Genomic DNA, 20924 nt, shown 5'->3' with positions numbered 1-20924 from the left:
TACTTTTTTTCTGCATATATTTTGAAAAAGCCTGCTGTTTCAGCAGGCTTTTTCAATTGCCGGCAAAGCGCCTGCGTAAGAGCTGGAATATAGGCAAAAGGTAAACTTACTGCTGCTTTTCAATGTTATAGTTTATCTTTACTCATCCGTAAAAAACACGCATGGATTTTCAATTAACATCAGAGTTTCAACCCACCGGCGACCAGCCGAAAGCCATACAACAACTCACGGAAGGCGTTAACAAAGGAGAGCCGGTGCAGGTGCTACTCGGAGCGACGGGCACAGGTAAAACTTTTACCATGGCCAACGTGATCAAGAACACGGGCAAGCCTACGCTAGTGCTGTGCCACAACAAAACACTGGCCGCGCAGCTCTATGGCGAGTTCAAGCAGTTTTTTCCTAACAACGCCGTCGAGTACTTTATCTCATACTATGATTACTACCAGCCGGAGGCCTACATTGCTTCGTCTGATGTGTTCATTGAAAAAGACCTGGCCATTAACGAAGAGATTGAGAAACTGCGCCTGCATACTACCTCAGCGCTGCTCTCCGGCCGCCGCGATGTCATCGTGGTGGCGTCGGTGTCTTGTATTTACGGTATCGGCAACCCCGAGGAGTTCGGAAAAAATGTGCTGCACCTGGCGCCGGGGCAGCGCTTCAGCCGCAACAACCTGTTGTATACCTTTGTGCAGATCCTCTATAGCCGCACCGAGGCCGAGTTCACACGTGGAACATTCCGGGTGAAAGGTGATACGGTTGATATATTTCCGGCCTATGCAGACTTTGCTTACCGCCTATACTTCTTCGGCGATGAACTGGAAGCCATTCACCGCATCGACCCGGAATCCGGTAAAAAACTGTCGGATGAGAGCGCCATTACTTTATACCCGGCTAACCTGTTCGTAACCGGCAAAGAGACGCTGAACCAGGCCATTCACGAGATTCAGTACGACATGGTGGCGCAGCACGAGTACTTCCTTAAAGAGGACCGGCCGGCAGAAGCCAAGCGCATCAAGGAGCGAACCGAGTTTGACCTGGAAATGATCCGGGAACTAGGCTACTGCTCCGGCATCGAGAACTACTCCCGCTATTTTGACCGCCGCGCGCCGGGTGCCCGGCCTTTCTGTCTGCTCGATTACTTCCCCGATGATTTCCTGATGGTTATTGACGAGAGCCACGCCACGCTGCCGCAGGTGCGGGCCATGTGGGGCGGCGACCGCTCGCGCAAGGTGGCGCTGGTGGAGTATGGCTTCCGTTTGCCGGCAGCGATGGACAACCGCCCACTCACGTTTAACGAGTTCGAAAGCCTGATGCACCAGGTTGTATTCGTAAGCGCCACACCGGGCGATTATGAGATTCAGAAATCCGAAGGTGTGATTGTGGAGCAGATCATCCGGCCAACCGGCCTGCTGGACCCTGAAATTGAGATAAGGCCAAGCGTCAACCAGGTAGACGACCTGCTGGACGAGATTGACGAGCGCGTGAAAACAGGCGCCCGGGTGCTGGTGACCACGCTTACCAAACGCATGTCGGAAGAGCTAACCAAGTATATGGAGCGCCTCCACATTAAAGTAAAGTACCTGCACTCGGAGGTGAAGACGCTGGACCGCGTGGAAATTCTGCGGGAGCTGCGGCTGGGCGAGATTGACGTGCTGGTGGGCGTAAACCTGCTGCGCGAAGGACTTGACCTGCCCGAAGTTAGCTTGGTGGCCATATTGGATGCGGACAAAGAAGGCTTCCTGCGCGACCAGCGTTCCCTGATCCAGACGATGGGCCGTGCTGCGCGTAACGAAAAAGGCAAAGTGATCATGTATGCCGATCGTATTACCGGCTCCATGCAGCGGGCGATTGATGAAACCAACCGCCGCCGGGCTACGCAGATGGCCTACAACGAAGCCAACGGCATCACGCCACGCACTATTCTTAAATCGAGTGAGGAGGTGTTTGAGCAGACAGCAGTAGCCGATGCTAAAAAGAAAGAGGTAAAAATGTATGCCGGTCCGCAGGACGTATCTATTGCAGCGGAGCCGATCATACAAACCATGAAGCGCGATGAACTGGAGAAGCTCATTAAAAAGACAGAGAAGCAGATGGAAGGGGCAGCCAAAGACCTCGACTTTTTGCAGGCGGCCAAGTATAGAGACGAACTGGCAGACCTGCGCCAGCTGCTCAAGAGCAAGCGCGATTAACCAAAATATAGTTTTGCATAAAGCCTGCCGGCCTACGTATCTGCGTAAGCTGGCAGGCTTTATGCTTTCATGATCAGGTATAAGTATAACTGGTGTTATATTTGTATCAGGCTAGCAGGAGTACGAGTTATTCTTACTGCGCGGCATGCATTCTTATGCTATTCAACCATGATACAACCTTTTACTTTTCGGGCAGGAACACCCGCTGATGCTGCTTTGCTCGCTGATTTAGGCTGGCGCACCTTTGATGAAACGTTTGCCGCCTATAACAGGCCCGAAGATATGGCCGCTTTCCGGCCTACCATGTATACCCCGGAGCTGCAGGCGGCTGAACTCTCCGACCCGAACACAGAATTTATTCTGGCCGAGGTAGCAGGAGAAGCTGTAGCGTACATTAAACTAAGCAAAGAAGCAGCTGCGCCAACTGCAGACGCTAAAAAACCGTTGCAAATATGCCGTTTATACTTGCTGCAGGCTTATACCGGGCAGGGCCTTGGCGATCAGCTCATGCAGTTAACACTGGAGAAAGCCAGGCAAAACGGGCACGACGTGGTGTGGCTTACCGTATGGGAGCAGAATGAACGGGCCAAACGCTTTTATGCCAAGTATGGCTTTAAAGAAGCGGGTGAGTTGGAGTTTATACTTGGCCAGGACGTACAGCGGGATCTATACATGTTGCGGCAAGTATAACTTCTGGCCAGCGCGCCCGGTATACCTGCCCCACTCCGGTAGGAGCAGGGCAGGACCAGGTCATTCATAGTTTTATAAGTAGATTGGTAGGATGAGGGCAAAGCAGTTTTGCTGCTTTACTGATAACAAGATGCCGGAATAAGGCCGAAGGTTGCATGCCTCAGAAAAAATTGTGGTAAAACATGCCTCCGCTTGCCTGTGCTGCAGCATAATGCCTGATCTGGAAACTAAATGTGCTACAATAAGTATGCATTGCCGTATAGTTGCTTATTTTTATAGATAAAATCATACAATTTCCCGATGAAGACTTTCCTGCTCACCCTGGTGTGTCTTAGCTTTTTTGTCGCTGCTTTTGCTCAGACTGCTCAAGATGCTTTTATTAAGTATGAGGCAAAAGAGTATAAAGCCGCTGCCAAGCTCTACGATAAAGCCCTGCAAAGCGGCAAAGGGAACAGTATTGATTACTACAATGCGGCCTGCTGTTGGGCACAGGCCGGCAATAAAAAGAAGTCTTTTGAGCACCTGGAAAAGGCCCTGCAAAGTGGCTGGAAAGACCTGGATTACCTGCAGCACGACTCTGTTTTAGTAAGTCTGCACTCAGACAAGCGCTGGAATGCGCTTGTACAGCAATTACAGGAAAAGTTGCAGCAGGATGAAGCGCATTACAATCAACCCCTAAAAGCCCGCTTAGAAGCTATTTTTGAAACCAACCAACGCTACCTGCACATGATCGATTCGGTGCAAACCAACTATGGCATGGCCTCGGAGCAATGGAAAAAGCTGGAAAGCCGCATCGAGGTAAGAGATAAAGCAAACCTGAAGGAAGTAACCGCCATTCTAGACAACTATGGCTGGCCGGGTAAAAGCCTGGTAGGCGCCAAAGGAAGTATGGCCGCTTTCCTGGTTTTGCAGCATGCCGATGTAAGAACGCAGGAGAAATATGTTCCTTTGATGCGGGCCGCCGCCGAAAAAGGAGAGGCATCTAAAGTGAACCTTGCCTTGCTGGAAGACGCCATTCTGACGGGCAACGGAAAGCCGCAGATCTATGGCAGCCAGGTGCGCCTGAACCCGGCCACACACCTGTACGAACTTTACCCTATCCTCGATGAGCCGCACGTAGATAGCCGACGGTTGCAGATAGGACTGCCGCCACTAAAGGAGTATCTGAAGCGCTTCGGTATACAGTATGAAACACCCAGCCTGGACCGCGGACCGCATAATGAGTAAACAACAGAAAGGCCGGCACCTAAGTATAAGTGCCGGCCTTTCTGTTATGGGTTCTATAGCTTAGAGCAGCAGCAATCCTTTCTCCCGCAACTCAAACCACACCGGCGACGCCAGAAACTCCGAAAAGCTGACATGCGCCTCTGTTGGGAAACTTGCCTCCAGTTGCTTTAGGGTCAGGGTTTCGTCACTTTCCGGCATCAGCTTCGGGAGCATGTCTACCAGCCACTGGCCAATCGTAGCTGTGGTTTTGATCTGGAAATCCTCTGCTTTTTCAAAGAACGTGAGCAGGCAGCGCTCCAGTGTTTCGCCTTTTTTAGCCATCATCGTAAACTCCACCTCCGGCGTATTGCCCAGCCAAAGTAGGCGCACATTCGGGCGGGTGCTGTCGGGGCGGTGAGGCTGGGCAATAGCACTGCCGAGAAGGGTAGGCTTGAGCGTAGTACGCGGAATTTTGAAATCAAACCAGAACGAAAGCGGCTCCTCTAGCCCTACCCCATGCATGTAGTTGTAAATCGCTTTCGCCAGGCCCTCCCCAAATAAGCTGTGGTCGGCGCCCTGCGGGTCGTCATGCCACAGGTCGTTGTTTGCAAAATCTCCTTCTTCCGGCCCTACCTTCACTACGCCATACTTCTCCGGATTTTTACCGATGGGGCTATGAGCCGTCATGCTGAAGCGGTGCCAGTAGCCGGACTGGATAACGTTATTGACGAACAGCTGCCGCACTACTTCCAGTGAATCGATTGTCTCCTGCGCGGTTTCGGTGGGGAAGCCATACATGAGGTAGGCGTGCACCATAATGCCGGCCTGCGTAAAGCTGTCGGTAACGCGGGCTACCTGCGCTATACTTACGCCTTTCTCCATCAGCGCCAGCAGTCGGTCTGAGGCTACCTCCAGACCACCGGAAACAGCAATACAACCTGAGGCAGCCAGCAGGCGGCACAGGTCGGGGGTAAAGGTTTTCTCAAACCGGATGTTGCCCCACCAGCTGATCTTCACGCCCCGGCGGATGAGCTCAATCGCCATATCGCGAAGAGGGGCAGGCGGAGCCGCTTCATCAACAAAGTGGAAACCTGTCTGGCCGGTTTGCGCCACCAGCTGCTCAATACGGTCTACCAGCAGGGCGGCTGGTGCCACGTCGTAGCGGTTGATGTAATCTAAGGTGACATCGCAGAAAGAGCAGCGCTTCCAGTAACAGCCGTGGGCCACGGTCAGCTTATTCCAGCGGCCATCGCTCCAGAGGCGGTGCATGGGGTTGATCACGTCAATCACCGAAAGGTAGTCAGCTAGCGGCAGGTCACTGTAGTCGGGTGTACCTACTTCAGTGTGCGGAATATCGGCATCAGCGCAGGTGTTGATATACTTAACCTCGCCCTCCTGCAGTAAAAACGTACGCTGTAACTGGTCCTGCGGGCGCTTGCCTTCCAGGTGTTCCAGCAGCTTCAGCCACGGGCCTTCGCCATCATCTAACGTCACGTAATCGATGTACTGAAACAGGCGCGGCTCCCGCAGACTACGCAGTTCCGTGTTAGGGTAGCCGCCGCCCATCATGGTTTTGATATGTGGGTAGCGCTGCTTGACAGACTGTGCCAGCCGTAGGCCACCATACAAATTACCCGGAAAGGGAATAGAAAAGCCAACGACGTCCGGTTGCACGGCCTGCAATTGTTCCTCCAGCAGTTCCAGCAGCATCTGATCGATGAGGTTTGGCGCCTGCTGCAAGGCTTCCTCCATCGGGTCGAAGGAAGTAGCGGAAAGGGCCAGCTTTTCGGCATAGCGGCTAAAAGCAAAGTATGGGCAGATCGTTTCCCGAATCAGGTCGCCAAGGTCTTCTAAGTATAAAGTAGCCAGATAACGGGCTCGGTCCGAAATGCCCATACTCCCAAAGGCCCAGTCAATGTCCTCCTCTACCTGGTCGAACCGGGCAGCTTCAGGCAGATAGCGGCTGTAGCTGATTTGCTGCGCCAGCGTGTTGTCTTTGTTTTGCAGAAAGCGGATAACCGGCTCAATGGTATGCAGGTACTCACGCTTGAGCCGCAGCATGCGCAGGCTATTGTCCGACAGCTCATAATTACCCTGCTCAATAGCCGCAAAGATCTGCTGCAGGCCAGCTTTCGAGAACATGCGCAACACCAGGCTAATGCCGAAATCAGCTTGAACAACAGTATATCCCCGCCCCGTCAGAAAGCCTTTGAGGTAGGCAGTGGCCGGGTAAGGTGTGTTGAGTTGCGTGAGTGGCGGCGTTAGCAGCAGTATGGTAGGTTTATGCAAAGTATAGTTTGTTGGTATCTGCCGGGCCAGAGCATCAGCAGATAAGTTATAAAGCATCACGTAAAATAATTTTCTATTTAACAGCTTGTGTAGCAGGCTGGTTCAGGCAGTGCACATAATCTTTATTATACATGCGTAACTTTATATATAACAGAAAAAAAATATTTTTTATAAAGTATTTCATATATCTACGAAAACCTATTATATTTGTCCTGTTCAAATAAATATTTGAATGATTCTAGCAGCGGCAGTTTAATGGTAAGCCTACGCTGCTACAAAATCTTTAGCTCTCTTGTATGAACGCTCGAAAAAATCTGCAGATGGTAGTGACAGTAGTCCTTCTGATTATGGCTGCTGCTTGCTCGATTTTTGAAAAAGACATTCATGTTCCACAATCTTTTTCGATGCGTGTGCATCATACTGACAATGCGCCGCAGACGTTTTCAGTTTTAAAGAATGTAAAAACTTTAAAGAGCGACAACAAGAAAAATGGAGGCGCTATCAGTTCTTTCAAAATCAATGCCATTACGTACGCTGTAAAGGAGTATGAAGGCACTGGCGCATCCGTGATCTCCGGCAACCTGGAGTTTGCTTTACCAGGCTCCGGAAGGTTTTACCCCCTGGCTACTTTCCGCCAGCTGGACCTGAAAGCCATCGCTGCCAGCGGATCGGAGATCGTTTTACCAGTAGTAGACAGTAAAGCACAGCAGCAACTGGCTGCCCTGATGCAGCGCAGTAACTCCATCACTTTTCGGCTAAATGCCACCACTGGCAACAGCCCTATAGCAGCCACCCTGGTGCTGAAAGTTGATTCAGACATGACCGTGGCCCTTTAGCCTCTCTTATACTTTAAACCCTGTTTTTATTTGTAAAAAGGCCTGTGGTATTACCGTAGGCCTTTCTGCTTTGGGGACCTACTTGCCGGCAAAGCGGTTTACCCCATAACTGACGCCTGGTATAATTGCCAGCACAGTAAGGGTGATCATCACGAAAAAAACAAAGAACGCCCGGAAGCAGCCCACCAAAAAGCCTGCGGCAAAACCAAAAGTATAGATTTCCAGCGCCAAGGCCAGCAACAGGCTGATAGCCGCTATAAGCAGCAGCTTACGTTTTAAGGTATGAGACAGAGCAAGTTTCTTCATTGGGAGCGGCAAAGTGCAAAGGTACGCCGGCAAGGGTCAGAATCCGAAATCAAAGCCGCTCTTTTTCTAAAGCCGCTGTCTGCCGCCGAATTGCTCTCACGTTTCCTGCATACAAAAGCAGGTGCTTTAGCCGCTTTCCTCTGTTTCATAACACTACCTGCAATGCAAAATTTAGAAATCTTAAAAGCAGTGCTTTTAACAATCCGATGCTGCCGGACGTACATGTAAGGGTAGTCTGCCCCGCCTATAGTGTGGGTAGCAGCATGTGTAACCAAGAGGAAACAAACAATGATAACAAAAACAATAAAGCAAACGCTGTTAGTACTGGCTTTCGGAGCTATAGCAGGAACCGGGCTCGTATCCTGCGACAAAGGAACCAAGCCAGGAGAGCGAGGGGAAATTAAAGATGCAGGAGAAATGGTGGGGGCAGATGAGACAAACCGCTATGATGATACAACTAACTATGAAGAAAAGTATTACGACAAAGCTGACCATGACGACCACGGCGAGAACAGCGAAAAAGCCTTAGGCGATGGAGCTTATGATGGCAAAGGCACAGGAATGAAGCGGCCGGAAGTAGGCAGCAACGACGGAGAATAAATATAACCACATGCTAAAACAGAACGGCTTACCTATACAGGTAAGCCGTTCTGTTTTATGCCTGGTATGCACCTCTTTATCTGAAAGCAAAGCCGTTGGGCGCAATGCCAACAGCAAAGGAGTCTACCGGGGCGCCGGAAGGGTTAAAGCGCACGACCCAGCCGTTTGAGGTGAAGTCCGGTGCTTTGCCGCCATAGATATACCCGGTTTTAGGGTCTACCCCGAAGCCGTACCAGCCATATTCAATATAATCCCCGCGGTCTATAAGTGGTGTGGTATTAAGGTCGGAGGCATTTACATCCAGCTGGTATACTTTGCGGTTATATACATAGTATAACTTGTCATGATTGCCGTTGCTGCTGAGTTGCGTTGGGGCAGGAGCTTTCTGGCTGAAGGTAAAGGTGCTGGCAACGGTATTTGTCGCCTGGTCGATCCTGGTGAGCGTGCCGGGCTGGCTACCTTCTTCACTCACCGAATAATCCGGGTTATAAGCTTTTTGCCCGCTACTGGCTACCCACAGGTTGTTGTTGCGGTCTGTTGCCAGACTGTTAGGCCCATCATTCACTTCTATAGTAGCCTCTAGTTCATCCGTAGCAGTATTGATGACGGAGATGGTCTTGCCGCCGCTGTTTGCCACGTATACTTTGCCGGCAGCCACTAGCAGCTTCTCGGGGTTTAGGCCTACTTCTATTGTCTTTGTAACGGTAAGGGTATTCAGGTCAACTACGGACACCCGGCCATTGCCACTGTAAGTTACCCACTCGGTTATGTAGCCTTTGTCGTTGTTGAGCGCGGCAAAGTAACGGGGCATCACTAAACCGTTCACTTCTCCCTCGGCTTTAAAAGTATTGGCATTAACCACAACCATTTTCTGGCTGTTGTTCACCACCAGAAAAGCTCTGTCGTCCAGAACGGAAATGCTTTGCAATACATCACCCAACACCAGTGCTGCATTTTGCTTGCTGAAAATGTTATTCTCTACCTGGCCGGTACTGCGGTTGTAATAGCTGACAGAGGCGTTGGAGTTGTTATAAGAGCCTTCGTTAGAAATGAAAACAGCATCCTGGGCATACGCACCCGCCGACGCATCGGCAGAGGCATCGTCGCAGCTGGTAAAGGCAACAGAATTGGTTAAGAATACAACAGCTATAAACAAGCTGCGGAAACGGTGTGAATTTTTCATGCGTTGGATTAGAGTGAGTGTATAATCATGGAATGAGAAAGCGTAAACTAACGGTATACCCGCGCCGCGGCATGGCATGGCGCCCCATGGTCTGATACTCGGTGCCGGTTACGTTATCGGCCCGGAGCGACAGGATAAGGGTATTTTGCTGCAAGGGCAGCTGCTTGCTGAGTGCCAGATCCAGCAGCAGGAAAGCGTTCAGCCAGTCTGTTTCAGAGTTGTTGGTATAGCGCAGCCCGGTGTAGCTGAGGGTACTTTGCAGCAGCCAGTTTTTATAAGCGGCTGTGGCAGCCAGGGTTGCCTTATGCAGCGGGACATACATCAGCTGCCTGCCTTGGCCACTAGCCCCGGCATATGCCACCACCTGCTGCGACGAAGCATACGTGTAGTTACCAGTACCTGACAGTTTGGTGCTTCCGAGTGTTGCTGTTGCGCTGCTGCTGAGTTCCAGGCCTGTTGTCCGTACTTTTTGCAGGTTAAATGGCCGCCAGGTGCCCGCCGCGTCCGGAGACCACTGTATCCAGTCGTCAATCAGCATGTAGTAAGCTGTTGCTTCTGTCTCTACCTGTAGCTTGCCGGTAGTATACACGTGGCGCAGGCCTCCTTCATAATTCCAGCCCTGCTCCGGCTTCAGGTCAGGGTTACCGGCACCCAGCCAAAAGCGGTCGTTCAAGGTAGGTACCCGGTAGCTGCCGGCTGCATTGCCCTTCAGGTAAAGCCGGTTGTTGGCTGAGGCGAGTAGCTCCCAACTGGCACCGAACGCAGGTGCTGGCTGCGGGTCATAGCCTTCTGCTAATTCCTGGCGCAGATTCAGGCTCAGTTGCAAACGCTCCAGTGGGTCATAGCGGAACAACGCGAAGAGGGAAGCTCTGTTCTCGGTTTTTGGGCTGGTATAGCCCGTGTTCTCTGCTACAAAGTGCTGCAGGTTCAGGCCCGAACGCAGGCTCCAGGTGCTGCCCCGCGTATAGGTTTGCTCTGCCTGCACCTGGTACGTTCCAATGTCTGCCACGCTGCTGCTGGCGTTATCGCTGTAGTGCAGGTAGTCTTTAAAGTAGGCAGCTTTTACGTCTGTCTGCCCCCAGAAGCTGGTATGCTTCAGTTCGGCCATCAGGCGCAGGTTCTCGTCCTTTTGCTGGGCATTGTTCTCTGCCGCGCCCATTGCAGGCTGTAGCTGGTAATCGGCCAGCGTATACCAGCTGTGTAAGGCAAGCTGCGTTTTATGGCTAAGGTGCCATGTCAGGTCTTGGGTAAAGCCATACTGCTGCCTTTCAGCATGCTCCTGCCGCCGTTCCGGCACACCCAGGCGCGAGAAGTCGTGGTATTTAAAGTTGTTTTCTGCCATCCACAGATAGGCACTGGCGCCCACCTCCAGTTTATCACTGGCGTACTGCACGCTTCCGCTGCTGAAGTAGCGGCCAAAGCTACCGGCTTCCTGCTGTAGTGCGGCACTAAAACCTGCGCCGGAGTAAGTAGGAGAACTAAGCAGAATGGCCCCGCCAATAGCCCCGCTGCCATACATGGCTGCCGCCGACCCATACTGCACTGCCACATCACCCACACCGCTCAGCGGCAACACAGAAAGATCACTTTGGCCTAAAGTAGGCGAGTTGATGTTAAGGCCATTCCAGAGGACTGCTGTTTGCGAAGCGCTGGTGCCCCTGAAAGAAACAGAAGCTACCCCGCTGGCGCCATAGCTTTTAATGTACAAAGGGGTGCGTGCCTGCAGTGCCTCGGCCAGCGAGGCAGCGTTATAAGTACTCCGGTAGCTGCTGTCGAGCTGGCTTACGCGGCTGCCTACGGCGAATACTTCGGCAGGGCGGCCGAAGATCTCCACGGTTTTGAGCTGGTGCCAGGCAGAATCCTGCTGCGCCACAGCGGGCACGGCAACACTCAGGCAGGCCAGCAGAAGCAGTATGCAGGCTGGTTGATACGTTTTCACATTTCGTTCGCTTTACTCCCGAAGCATGCAATAGGGTAGGGGCAGAAACAGCAAACGCCGGTATAGCGGAGGCCGTGCAGCTTTTTACCCGAAAGCATACGACAATTCAGTGTCGGACTGGCAGGTCTCCTGGCTCTCTTCCGGTAGCCCGCCTTCCCATGCTTATGCTGCACAGTGGCGTTGGTAATGGGCTAACGCTTTATATGAAGATGACAGTTGCGGGAACAGCGCAGGACTCACACCTGCTTCCCTTTTAAGACGCTGACTACGGCAGTAGGCAGCGCCACCAATCTGAAAGCAAAGGTAGACTTTTTTTGAGACTTTAAAGTATGAATTTTGGATAGTGCCCGGCAGAATGCGCAGCAACTTAGTGTCAGAACGCTAACCTGGCAAGTATGAAAGCGTATCTACGGAACAAAACTATCAACGGGAAACACTAAACGAACAATATATTTGAAACTTCAGAAGTCCTTTTATACCCGCTCCGATGTAGTAGAGATCGCCCGGCAACTGCTGGGGAAATATGTTTATACCTGCGTAGATGGCATGCTGACAGGTGGCATGATTGTAGAAACCGAAGCATACGCCGGAGAAAATGACCGCGCCTGCCACGCCCACCTTAACCGCCGCACGCAACGTACCGAAATCATGTACCATGAAGGTGGCGTTGCTTATGTATACCTAGTGTATGGCATCTATTACCTGTTCAACATCATTACCAATGTAAAGGACAAAGCCGATGCTGTGCTGGTGCGGGCTGTTGAGCCGGAAATAGGCGTGGAGGAAATGCTGCTGCGCCGCAACATGGCCAGTATAAAACCGAACCTGACGGCTGGTCCCGGTGTGCTCAGTATGGCACTTGGCATCAACAAAAAGCTATATGGCGCCGACCTGACCGGTAATACGATCTGGCTGGAAGATAAAGGTATCCAGATTCCTGCCGAAAGTATAGTGGCCGGTCCCCGCATCGGGATAGATTATGCCGGCGAAGACGCGCAGCTTCCGTGGCGGTTTTGGGTGAAGGATAACAAGTGGGTGAGCCGGAAGAAATCCTGAAAGCAGACACTGTACCTGCTTCGAACGTTCGTTGGGTTAGTGCTTAAAGTTGATTTCGTAAATATTCGGCCACAACTTGCCAGTTACGTAGATTTTGTCGGCAGCCGCATCGTAAGCAATGCCGTTCAGCTCCAGCGATGAAGGATTTTTGCTGTTGGCATCCTGGTTCAGCGTTGTTAAATCCAGCTTACCGACAACCTGTCCGCTTTTTGGGTCAATCTTCACGATGATGTTAGTGGTGTAGATGTTGGCGTAAATATACCCGTTGATATACTCCAGCTCATTCAGGTTGTTAAGCGGGCCGTTGTTATCGTATACGCCGAGCTCTTTTACCTGTTTAAGCGTTGCCGGGTCGAGGTAGGTCAAATGGCTGGTGCCGTCGCTCATGATCAGGTAGGTGCTGTCTGTGGTTATGCCCCAGCCTTCTTTGCTCGGAAAGGTAAATTCGCGCAGCTTTTTAAACGTATCCAGGTCATACACAAAGCCGGTCTTGGAGGTATAGGTAAGCTGATACAGTTTGCCATCCAGTATAACAATCCCCTCGCCGAAGTATTTGCTTTTATCCAGCTCTACCTTCGTATCGATTTTACCCGTGCTCAAATCCACAATGCCCACCAGCGACCTGGTTTCCGGTTGGTCGGAAGGCGAACCGGTGCTCTCGTACAGTTTACCATCATGCACCAGCAATCCTTCTGTAAAAGAAGTGACATCGTGCGGGTGTGTTGCCGTTACGCCATAGTTAATTACAGCAGGCGCAGGCCCATAGACGCTGCCGTTGGCCGTTTTAGCATCGTTTGAATTGTCGTGTCTGTCGTTGCTACAGCCGATCAGCGTTTGTACTGCCAGCAGCACCAGAAGTAAGGTTCGCATAGTATAGCTTTTCAAAAGAATATAATGTTGATCGCTTCTCATACTTGAAGCAAGTTACGGAGAATATTTTTTAAAGGGATAGCTAAAACTACTGTCTCTCCGCCGGATAACGGCAGTTTATACTTGCTTAATACCTCTTCTCCTGGATTGTGCCTCCCGATGCGTGTAGTACAGCAAGCAGCTTTTATATGCTAGTATTTACAAACCTCTCATCCCAGGGCTCCAGCGCAAGCGTGTTGTTCTTGCTATTCCTTAGCTGGTGTTGGATAAATAAGTCTGAAGGCATCCAGAACCGCTTGATGCATAATGGTAGCGTGGTCTTCTTTGGGTAAATAGTCGAAGACAACATGGACGTTTTTGCTCTTAGCTGTTTTTAGCTTGTCAGCCAGCACATTGGCATCCACCTCCATCACTCTTGGCTCTGCCGTTAAGGTAAGTCCTTCCTTTCCAACACCAATGTATACATCAGTTTGCTGCTTAAACGAATTTTTTAAAACAGCAGGGGCTTGATTCAACAACGAACCATTATCCCACCATAGACTTGGGCTGACGATGATATACTTGTTGAACAAAGCTGGCTTCTTAAATAAAATTTCTGTTGCTAAAAGCCCGCCTAACGATTGCCCTATAATGGTTTTAGAGCTATTGGTTTTGTACTTACCTTCAATAAAAGGTTGTAGCTCATTTCCTAAAAAAGCAATAAACTTATCTGAGTGACCCGTTGTCGGGTACTTTTTTTTATCTTCTGAAATGGTGGTCGGGTATGTGAAGTCTCTTCTTCTGTCTACTGTTGCAATGCCTACTACAATGGACTTCGGAACCTGGTTGATCCATTCAAAACTGTTGAACTGCACCAGTCCTACGATATGAATAAAGTCTTCGTCAGCTGAGCCGTCAAGCAGGTAAATAACGGGGTATTTCACAGTATCGCTTTTGCTATACCCTTCAGGTAAATAGATATTCAACACTCTCTTTTCGGCCAACTCTTTTGATTGGAGCTCTACAATTTCACCAAGTACAAAGGGCTTAACCTTGTCTTGCTGTTTGGTTTTGGCTGTCTGTCCAAAAAGCAGAGTTGTGAAAAAGGCCAGAATAAAGGTCGTAAATAGTCTTTTCATGGTAAGTGGTTGAGGTATGTTGTATTAGGGTTACGGTATCGTGTAAAAGGAGGCGAAGCTGCCGGTTACACCAATTTGGCAATAGTTGTTTAATCAACATAGTAGGAGTTGTCATACTTGTACTCAAACTCTTTCCTCAAATCAACAATTAAAGATAATAGCTGACCATTTTGAGGATTGGCTTTAAGTAACTCCTCAGCTGTTTTAATCTTTTTAGTTGATGTAATTTGCGCTCAAATATTTGCACGGGAGGTGAGCGAACTCAGCTTTGATCGTGTGTTTGTTAGTAGCTTTTATTACAGTAACCTTTTAATTATCTCCACAATAAAGGCCAATTTATTCCAGATTTCAGAGTGTGCTATCTCAAACAGCTGATAAACCACAGTTACTAACCCTGCGAACAAAACAGAATAATAAAAAATTTTCCATCTAGTACCTGTTGGATTAATTTTGCCATTGTAGTATATAATTTTGACTTTTTGCCCCTCACAATAGAGAGGAAAGCTTGCTCCTACTTCTAATCTAAGTTCTTTATCTTGCTTATCTTCTGTCTTAAACTGTACCAATGGAAAGTATAAATAGTTAATAGTACCTCCACTGCTGCTCTATTTCCCCACTATTTTACTCACCGTTCCTTTCGTGTGAAAACCATATTTTGAATAATAGAAATCAAATACAGTAAAGTAAAAACCAGCACTTAAGATTATTATCCCCAGAAATAAGTAAAAAGGCTCCATCTATAAGAGTTGCTAATAAAGTTTTGCAGCTTAGGGTTGAGTGGTTTCAAGCACAATGTTCTGTCTGCAGAGGCAAATTCAATAAGAGTGCTATCCTTAGAATTGATTCATCACATCACCTAACCGAATGGTACTGTGGTGTGCAGCTAATCTTTACAAGTATTAGGTGGACAGTCAGTTTTTAACACCAATCCAGTTTCTTTGTCAATATAGATTGCTGCAATATAGCAACCTCCGTTCGTTGAATAAGCTAAATATAAGTCTGAGAGTTTATTGTCAGACATTGTTATCTCGTAGTCATAACCCTGAAAGTTGATATCAAGTCCTTTTTGCAATATTGTGGTCGCTTGATCTGCCGTCATCCCTATTTTTACATCATGACAGTTACATTCATAAGCTCTTTCAAGTTGACTCTCCTGAATCATCGCTCTAATCCCAAGCCCAGTTGAAACAAGTCCGATACAGGCAAAAATTACTATTACTACTTTACTTAAATGTTTTCATTGGCTGCACATATTCTGCAGCTAAACGTAACCTATTATATTTAGCTTAACAAATATAACAAAGCAGTAACTGGGTTACCGAATATAGTATTTCTATAAAGCATCGAAAATACAGGCACAAAAAAGCCACAACAGATTTCTGTTGTGGCTTTTTTGTTTCGGTTTGATGGGCTACCTATTTTTCTTCGTTTCTCTATCTTCCTCGTTGTCGGTACGGCCTTGTGGCGTCTTGTCTTTCGGAAGCGGTGTATTGGTTACGTCCTGTTCCAGGCTGTTGCCTATGTCCTTTTTATCTGCTTTGCTCGTATCGGTCAGTTCTGACTTCTTCTTATTTTCTTTGTCGTTGTTCATAGTTATTCGGTTTAATTATACATGATCTTGTTAAGCGGCCAAATAAGCTGTTTGCCTTTACCTGCTGATCGGGCATAATCGTATTACTCACCCGCTCCCAATATTGCCTTATAATGCCTGATGCTGACGGCCTATACTTCTATTTGCTAGCTTCATTGGCCGTTAGGCTATCGGTGCAACATGGCTGGGCCAAACTGCCGCTGCTTTTCATACGCAGACGGTAGCAGCTTGTTAAAGAATCAGCTTTTCTTCTGGCCGCTGTTCTTGTGGCTCTGGCTCCCCGCTTTCTTGTGGCCCTCTGAGTCACCATGCCAGCCACGGCCCTGACGGCTGCTGCCACTTGTGTTCAAAGAGCTGTTACTGGAAGGAGCGGTACTGCCTTTTATACTTCCGGGCTTCATGGTACGCGAGGTGTCTTCTACATCGTACGTCATTCTGCTGGGCTTCTGCTGGTTTTTATCCTTGTTGCTTTCCATGATCTGTGCTGTTATAGGTACAACATCGGGCTTGCGTAGCGGCAGGCTCACACTAGGTTGTACGATGTTAGGCAAGGCTTGTTGATAGTAATATGAGCCAGGCTATACTTTATGGCAGAAGAGCACGACAGGTTTCTGGTGCTTGTCAGTGGTAAAGAAAAGATAGGTTTCGCCGCCCTCTTTTATACCTGTCTTCTTCCGTATCTCAGCTACTGTGTCCGGAAAGTTGCGCACCGTAATGTTAGCCTGCTTGCCCGGTAGCAGGCGCAATAGCTCTTTTTTACTATAGCGGCTCACCCCCACACAGCGAAACGTGCGGCCGGGGAAGTATGGCATTAAGGCCTCGGAGGTATAAAGATGGCTGTTGGGGTGTAGCTTGTGCAGGTGCAGTTGCTGGCTCAGATAGCGGTAAGCGCCGGCTTTCAGTATAGCGGCATTCGGCTCATACACATACGTCTGCGGGTCAGCATAGCTAACGTGGGCAGCCTCTTCGGCAGTTTTGGTAAAGGCCAGCTGCTGTGGGGCGGCGTGAGGCAATAGGTTAACGGCAGTTCGCTCCACCTGCCCGAGAGGTCGCGCTTGCGGTTCCAGCAAGTATAGCACTTCTTTTACCTCGTTCTGCACAGCCACCACCCACAGCTTTGTAGCCTGTTGCAGTTGCTCCAGCGCCAGGTCTACATCCAGCATAGGCGATGCCTTGAGGAGAACGGCACGCGCTTTAGAAAATAGCAGGGGCAGCAGGTTCAGCACGTCCGGCTCACAGTCCTGTAGCAGGTGTCGTTTCTCGTTGCTGCCGCCGCGCCGCGCCGGGTCCAGGTATAGCACATCCGCTTTGCCGGTAAACTGGTGCAGGAAGTCTTCGGCCGTGGTGCATATGCTTTGTATGTTTGAGGCTTGCAGCAAGGCAAAATTATACTTGGCGATATCCTGTAAAGCGGCGTTCTGCTCCACATGTACAACCTGTTCAAAATGCTTGGCAAAGTATAAACTATCCACCCCGAAACCGCCGGTGAGGTCTACCAGTAGGGCTCCCTGCACCAGCGACGCCTTAAAAGCGGCTGTTGCCTCTGAGGAACTTTGTTCTACCGAAAGCGCCACAGGGAAAACAACATCCGGGTTAGCAGCCCAGGTAGGAAGCTTGGCCGTTGCTTTCTGACGCGCCTGCAACTGCTGTACCAATTCCACCATTGGCAGGTGCGGGTACCGGCGCGCCTGCAGCATCAGTTGGGCTGCTTCCTGGTGCTGGTGCTCCTGCATAAACTGCTTCTCTTCGGTGGTAAAAATGCGTAAGGCCACGTCTGCTTAATTTATCAGGCAAATATATCCTTTTTAGGGCTTTCCCTCGAAACAAAAAAATGTTTAATGTTTATATGTGATTAGTTAAACAAAATGAATATCAGGTGGTTCTGCCTGTAATAAAGCTTGTTTAATAATTTAATATTAAATCTATGAAAAGCCTGATCAACATCTTCTTACTGGCCGTGCTGCCGGTTGTTCTTTTTACACGTTGCGACGACGACAACGATGATGACATCATGCGTATGGCGCAGGTGATGGTAGTGCATGCCTCTCCTGATGCTCCTGGTGTAGACCTGCTGATTGATAACACCAAAGTAAATTCGGCAGCTTTAACCTACCCTAACAATACGGGCTACCTGGCCGTGGCCGCAGGCACCCGGAATGTCAAGGTGAATGCTGCCGGTACCTCCACTACTGTAATCAATGCTGATGTGCCACTGGCAGAAGACAAAAGCTATACTATTTTCGCGGCAAATACGCTGGCGAACATTGAGCCACTGGTGCTGGAAGACAACCTGGCTTCGCCGGCCAGTGGTAAAGCGCACGTACGTTTTGTCCACCTTTCACCAGATGCCCCGGCTGTTGACATCGCAGTGCAGGGAGGGCCGGTGCTGTTCAGCAACAAAAGCTTTAAATCAGCTACCGATTTTACACCAGTAGATGCGGGCACCTATACTTTGGAAGTGCGCCCGGCTGGCACCGAAGATGTTGTGCTCACCGTGCCGGATGTGCAACTACAAAATGGCAAGATCTATACGATTTTTGCTAAAGGCCTGCTGACACCGCCTGCCGGAAACACCAACACATTGGGCGCCGAGGTGATTGTGAATAAATAAGCTTTAAGGCTTGATACGAGTAAACGAGCAGGCGCCGGAATCCGGGCCTGCTCTTTTGTTATACTGGCGGCATGCGCTGTGGGGTAGTTATACTTGTAAATGGTAGCATGAGTGTTATACTTTGCTATGTATGAGCAGGTTAAAAATTAGGGAAGAAAGGTGTGGCAGGGGCTGATTGTGGGCAGCTGAAGCTTGTAAATGAGGTTGAAATTGCTCATCTGCAACAAATTTTGTATTTTTGTGTTTATATCCGAAAATAACATATAGTAATGGTAGAAACATATTTGAAGTATAAAGTAAAAGATATTTCGCTGGCCGCCTGGGGCCGCAAAGAGATAAAACTGGCAGAAGCAGAGATGCCCGGCTTGATGGCGATTCGTGAGGAGTATGGCCCAAGCCAGCCGCTGGCTGGTGCCCGCATCGCTGGCTGTCTGCACATGACCATCCAAACGGCTGTGCTGATCGAAACGCTGGTAGCCTTAGGCGCAGAAGTGACCTGGTCGTCGTGCAATATCTTCTCTACGCAGGACCATGCGGCTGCTGCCATTGCTGCCGCCGGTATTTCGGTATATGCCTGGAAAGGGATGACTGCTGAAGAGTTTGACTGGTGCATTGAGCAGACATTGTTCTTTGGTGAAGATAGAAAGCCGCTGAACATGATTCTGGATGACGGTGGTGACCTGACCAACATGGTACTGGACAAGTATCCGGAGCTGGCTGCCGGCATTAAAGGCCTTTCAGAAGAGACGACTACCGGCGTGCACCGCCTGTACGAGCGTATGAAGAATGGCACCCTGCCAATGCCAGCCATTAACGTGAACGACTCCGTAACGAAGTCGAAGTTCGATAACAAGTATGGCTGTAAAGAGTCGCTGGTAGATGCGATTCGCCGTGCTACGGACGTGATGATGGCCGGTAAAGTAGCGGTTGTAGCAGGTTATGGTGATGTAGGTAAAGGATCTGCGGCTTCTCTGCGTGGTGCAGGTGCCCGCGTGATCGTTACCGAGATCGACCCGATCTGTGCCCTGCAAGCTGCTATGGACGGTTTTGCGGTAAAAAAGATGGCTGATGCCATTAAAGAAGCCGACATTGTGGTAACTGCTACCGGCAACAAAAACATTATCCGCGAAGAGCACTTCCGCGCGTTGAAAGACAAAGCGATCGTTTGTAACATCGGTCACTTCGACAATGAAATTGATATGGCTTGGCTGAACAAGAACTACGGCCATACCAAAGATGAGATAAAGCCGCAGGTAGACCTCTACAACATCGATGGTAACGACATTATTGTACTGGCAGAAGGCCGCTTGGTAAACCTGGGTTGCGCCACCGGGCATCCGTCGTTTGTTATGTCGAACTCCTTCTCGAACCAAACACTGGCACAGTTGGAGCTCTGGACAAACGCCGATGCTTACGGGAATGAAGTGTACACCCTGCCCAAGCATCTGGATGAGAAAGTAGCCCGCCTGCACCTGGGTAAAATAGGTGCCGAGCTGGATGAGCTCAGCCCTGACCAGGCCCGCTACATTGGGGTAGAAGTAGAAGGCCCTTACAAGCCGGAGTACTACCGATACTAAACCGCAATAGCGTATAAAATAACAAAGCCGATGCAGCACCTGCATCGGCTTTGTTATTTTATGTAAAAGTATGACTTAAAGTATGACCTATAGTATGGGTAGCCTCATATAATATTAAACCGCGACATTAACGTTTTCTTATACGATTTTCCGATCGGGATATCGCCTTTTCCAAACACGACAGAGTTTTCCTCCAGCGCTTCGATCTTATCCAGGTTAGCGATATAGGAGCGATGCACGCGTACAAAATTCTGCGACGGCAGTTTGTGCTCCATATCCTTTAGTGTAGAGCTTACCAGGTATTTCTGATCAGCCGTGACAATAAAAGAGTAGTTGTCGTATGCCTCTACCCACAGAATATCGCTGTAATGCACTTTAATGATGCGGTGCTTTACCTTTACAAAGATGTAGTCAGCGGCTACCTCCTGCTCTTTCACAGCTTGCTGCGCACCGTCTACTTCCTTCCCGTTATTATTGTTATTGTCGTGCTTATACAAAGCAATTTCTATTGCTGAGCGGAGGCTTTTTTCGTCGAAGGGCTTTACCAGAAATCCATCGGGCTCCGTTTTTTTAGCTCTGTCGAGCGTCGCCTTATCGGCATAGGCTGTCAGGTAAATAAAAGGGATGTTAAACTCCTGCCGGATGCGGGAGCCAATCTCTACGCCGTCTGCCTGGCCGCGTAGGTTAATGTCCAATAGTACAAGGTCCGGTTGGGTTTCCCGGATCATGTCGAGGGTGTCTTCGCCAGTATCAATTGCGCATGTTTCGTAGCCAAGTTCTTCCAGGCTTGCTGCAATATCCTCTGCAATAATCACCTCGTCTTCAGAAATGAGAATCTTTGGTTTTGTCATAGCATTAGGTCA

20 protein-coding genes and 1 riboswitch are annotated in these 20924 nt (G+C 49.5%); of the genes, 8 read left to right on the top strand and 12 right to left on the bottom strand.

Translation table 11 applies throughout. The features are described 5' to 3' along the window. The first annotated feature begins 161 nt into the window (after positions 1–161). The 3 genes from uvrB (at position 162) to ABDW72_RS04075 (ending at position 4106) form a co-directional block, all read left to right on the top strand. Positions 162–2189 (top strand): excinuclease ABC subunit UvrB, encoded by a 2028-nt coding sequence (gene uvrB / locus ABDW72_RS04085; protein WP_347157185.1) that lies wholly within the window; start codon positions 162–164, stop codon positions 2187–2189. A gap of 168 nt (positions 2190–2357) precedes the next feature. Then, positions 2358–2879, top strand: a complete 522-nt coding sequence (locus ABDW72_RS04080; protein WP_347157184.1) for a GNAT family N-acetyltransferase — start codon at positions 2358–2360, stop codon at positions 2877–2879. A 300-nt stretch (positions 2880–3179) separates the two neighbouring features. Next, positions 3180–4106: a DUF6624 domain-containing protein gene (locus ABDW72_RS04075; protein ID WP_347157183.1), complete on the top strand. Its 927-nt coding sequence runs from the start codon at positions 3180–3182 to the stop codon at positions 4104–4106. 60 nt (positions 4107–4166) lie between these two features. On the opposite strand, the gene ABDW72_RS04070 is transcribed toward ABDW72_RS04075, so the two are convergent. Beyond that, entirely contained in the window at positions 4167–6431 is a 2265-nt protein-coding gene (locus ABDW72_RS04070; protein WP_347157182.1) for a B12-binding domain-containing radical SAM protein, read from the bottom strand. Between the two features lie 239 nt (positions 6432–6670). Here ABDW72_RS04070 and ABDW72_RS04065 point away from each other — a divergent pair, with 239 nt between their 5' ends. Then, positions 6671–7210, top strand: a complete 540-nt coding sequence (locus tag ABDW72_RS04065; RefSeq protein WP_347157181.1) for a hypothetical protein — start codon at positions 6671–6673, stop codon at positions 7208–7210. Positions 7211–7288: 78 nt separating this feature from the next. Here the strand turns inward: ABDW72_RS04065 and ABDW72_RS04060 are convergent, their stop codons facing one another. Beyond that, positions 7289–7516: a DUF2798 domain-containing protein gene (locus tag ABDW72_RS04060; RefSeq protein WP_347157180.1), complete on the bottom strand. Its 228-nt coding sequence runs from the start codon at positions 7514–7516 to the stop codon at positions 7289–7291. 288 nt (positions 7517–7804) lie between these two features. Here ABDW72_RS04060 and ABDW72_RS04055 point away from each other — a divergent pair, with 288 nt between their 5' ends. Further along, positions 7805–8116: a hypothetical protein gene (locus ABDW72_RS04055; RefSeq protein ID WP_347157179.1), complete on the top strand. Its 312-nt coding sequence runs from the start codon at positions 7805–7807 to the stop codon at positions 8114–8116. Between the two features lie 76 nt (positions 8117–8192). On the opposite strand, the gene ABDW72_RS04050 is transcribed toward ABDW72_RS04055, so the two are convergent. Together ABDW72_RS04050 and ABDW72_RS04045 are read right to left on the bottom strand one after the other, a co-directional pair. After that, on the bottom strand, positions 8193–9299 hold the full coding sequence (locus tag ABDW72_RS04050) for a DUF5074 domain-containing protein (protein WP_347157178.1): 1107 nt from the start codon (positions 9297–9299) through the stop codon (positions 8193–8195). Between the two features lie 25 nt (positions 9300–9324). After that, the gene (locus ABDW72_RS04045; RefSeq protein WP_347157177.1) at positions 9325–11238 is read right to left on the bottom strand and encodes a TonB-dependent receptor; all 1914 of its coding nucleotides are present in this window, start codon (positions 11236–11238) and stop codon (positions 9325–9327) included. Between the two features lie 102 nt (positions 11239–11340). Next, positions 11341–11544, bottom strand: a riboswitch (cobalamin riboswitch). Between the two features lie 147 nt (positions 11545–11691). On the opposite strand from ABDW72_RS04045, the gene ABDW72_RS04040 reads away from it, so the two are divergent. Then, on the top strand, positions 11692–12294 hold the full coding sequence (locus ABDW72_RS04040; protein ID WP_347157176.1) for a DNA-3-methyladenine glycosylase: 603 nt from the start codon (positions 11692–11694) through the stop codon (positions 12292–12294). 36 nt (positions 12295–12330) lie between these two features. Here ABDW72_RS04040 and ABDW72_RS04035 read toward each other — a convergent pair whose 3' ends face one another. From ABDW72_RS04035 to ABDW72_RS04005, 7 genes are all read right to left on the bottom strand, one after another. Further along, the gene (locus ABDW72_RS04035) at positions 12331–13164 is read right to left on the bottom strand and encodes a glutaminyl-peptide cyclotransferase (protein ID WP_347157175.1); all 834 of its coding nucleotides are present in this window, start codon (positions 13162–13164) and stop codon (positions 12331–12333) included. Between the two features lie 245 nt (positions 13165–13409). After that, positions 13410–14282, bottom strand: a complete 873-nt coding sequence (locus ABDW72_RS04030) for an alpha/beta hydrolase (RefSeq protein WP_347157174.1) — start codon at positions 14280–14282, stop codon at positions 13410–13412. Between the two features lie 296 nt (positions 14283–14578). After that, entirely contained in the window at positions 14579–14848 is a 270-nt protein-coding gene (locus ABDW72_RS04025; RefSeq protein WP_347157173.1) for a hypothetical protein, read from the bottom strand. A gap of 317 nt (positions 14849–15165) precedes the next feature. Continuing rightward, positions 15166–15444, bottom strand: coding sequence for a hypothetical protein (locus ABDW72_RS04020; protein WP_347157172.1), 279 nt, complete (start codon positions 15442–15444; stop codon positions 15166–15168). 249 nt (positions 15445–15693) lie between these two features. Then, on the bottom strand, positions 15694–15873 hold the full coding sequence (locus ABDW72_RS04015) for a hypothetical protein (RefSeq protein ID WP_347157171.1): 180 nt from the start codon (positions 15871–15873) through the stop codon (positions 15694–15696). A gap of 239 nt (positions 15874–16112) precedes the next feature. Next, entirely contained in the window at positions 16113–16400 is a 288-nt protein-coding gene (locus ABDW72_RS04010) for a hypothetical protein (RefSeq protein WP_347157170.1), read from the bottom strand. Positions 16401–16451: 51 nt separating this feature from the next. Beyond that, positions 16452–17645 (bottom strand): THUMP-like domain-containing protein, encoded by a 1194-nt coding sequence (locus ABDW72_RS04005; RefSeq protein ID WP_347157169.1) that lies wholly within the window; start codon positions 17643–17645, stop codon positions 16452–16454. Between the two features lie 152 nt (positions 17646–17797). Between ABDW72_RS04005 and ABDW72_RS04000 the strand changes: the two genes are divergently transcribed. Beyond that, positions 17798–18484, top strand: coding sequence for a DUF4397 domain-containing protein (locus ABDW72_RS04000; RefSeq protein WP_347157168.1), 687 nt, complete (start codon positions 17798–17800; stop codon positions 18482–18484). A 269-nt stretch (positions 18485–18753) separates the two neighbouring features. Next, complete coding sequence (ahcY, locus tag ABDW72_RS03995; RefSeq protein ID WP_347157167.1) at positions 18754–20061, top strand: adenosylhomocysteinase; 1308 nt, start codon at positions 18754–18756, stop codon at positions 20059–20061. Positions 20062–20165: 104 nt separating this feature from the next. On the opposite strand, the gene ABDW72_RS03990 is transcribed toward ahcY, so the two are convergent. Continuing rightward, the gene (locus ABDW72_RS03990) at positions 20166–20912 is read right to left on the bottom strand and encodes a LytR/AlgR family response regulator transcription factor (protein ID WP_347157166.1); all 747 of its coding nucleotides are present in this window, start codon (positions 20910–20912) and stop codon (positions 20166–20168) included. Positions 20913–20924 lie beyond the last annotated feature (12 nt).

Origin of the sequence: Pontibacter chitinilyticus (genome assembly GCF_039748935.1) — a bacterium.
Taxonomy (GTDB): domain Bacteria; phylum Bacteroidota; class Bacteroidia; order Cytophagales; family Hymenobacteraceae; genus Pontibacter; species Pontibacter chitinilyticus.
This window is presented reverse-complemented; position numbering and strand designations above follow the sequence as displayed.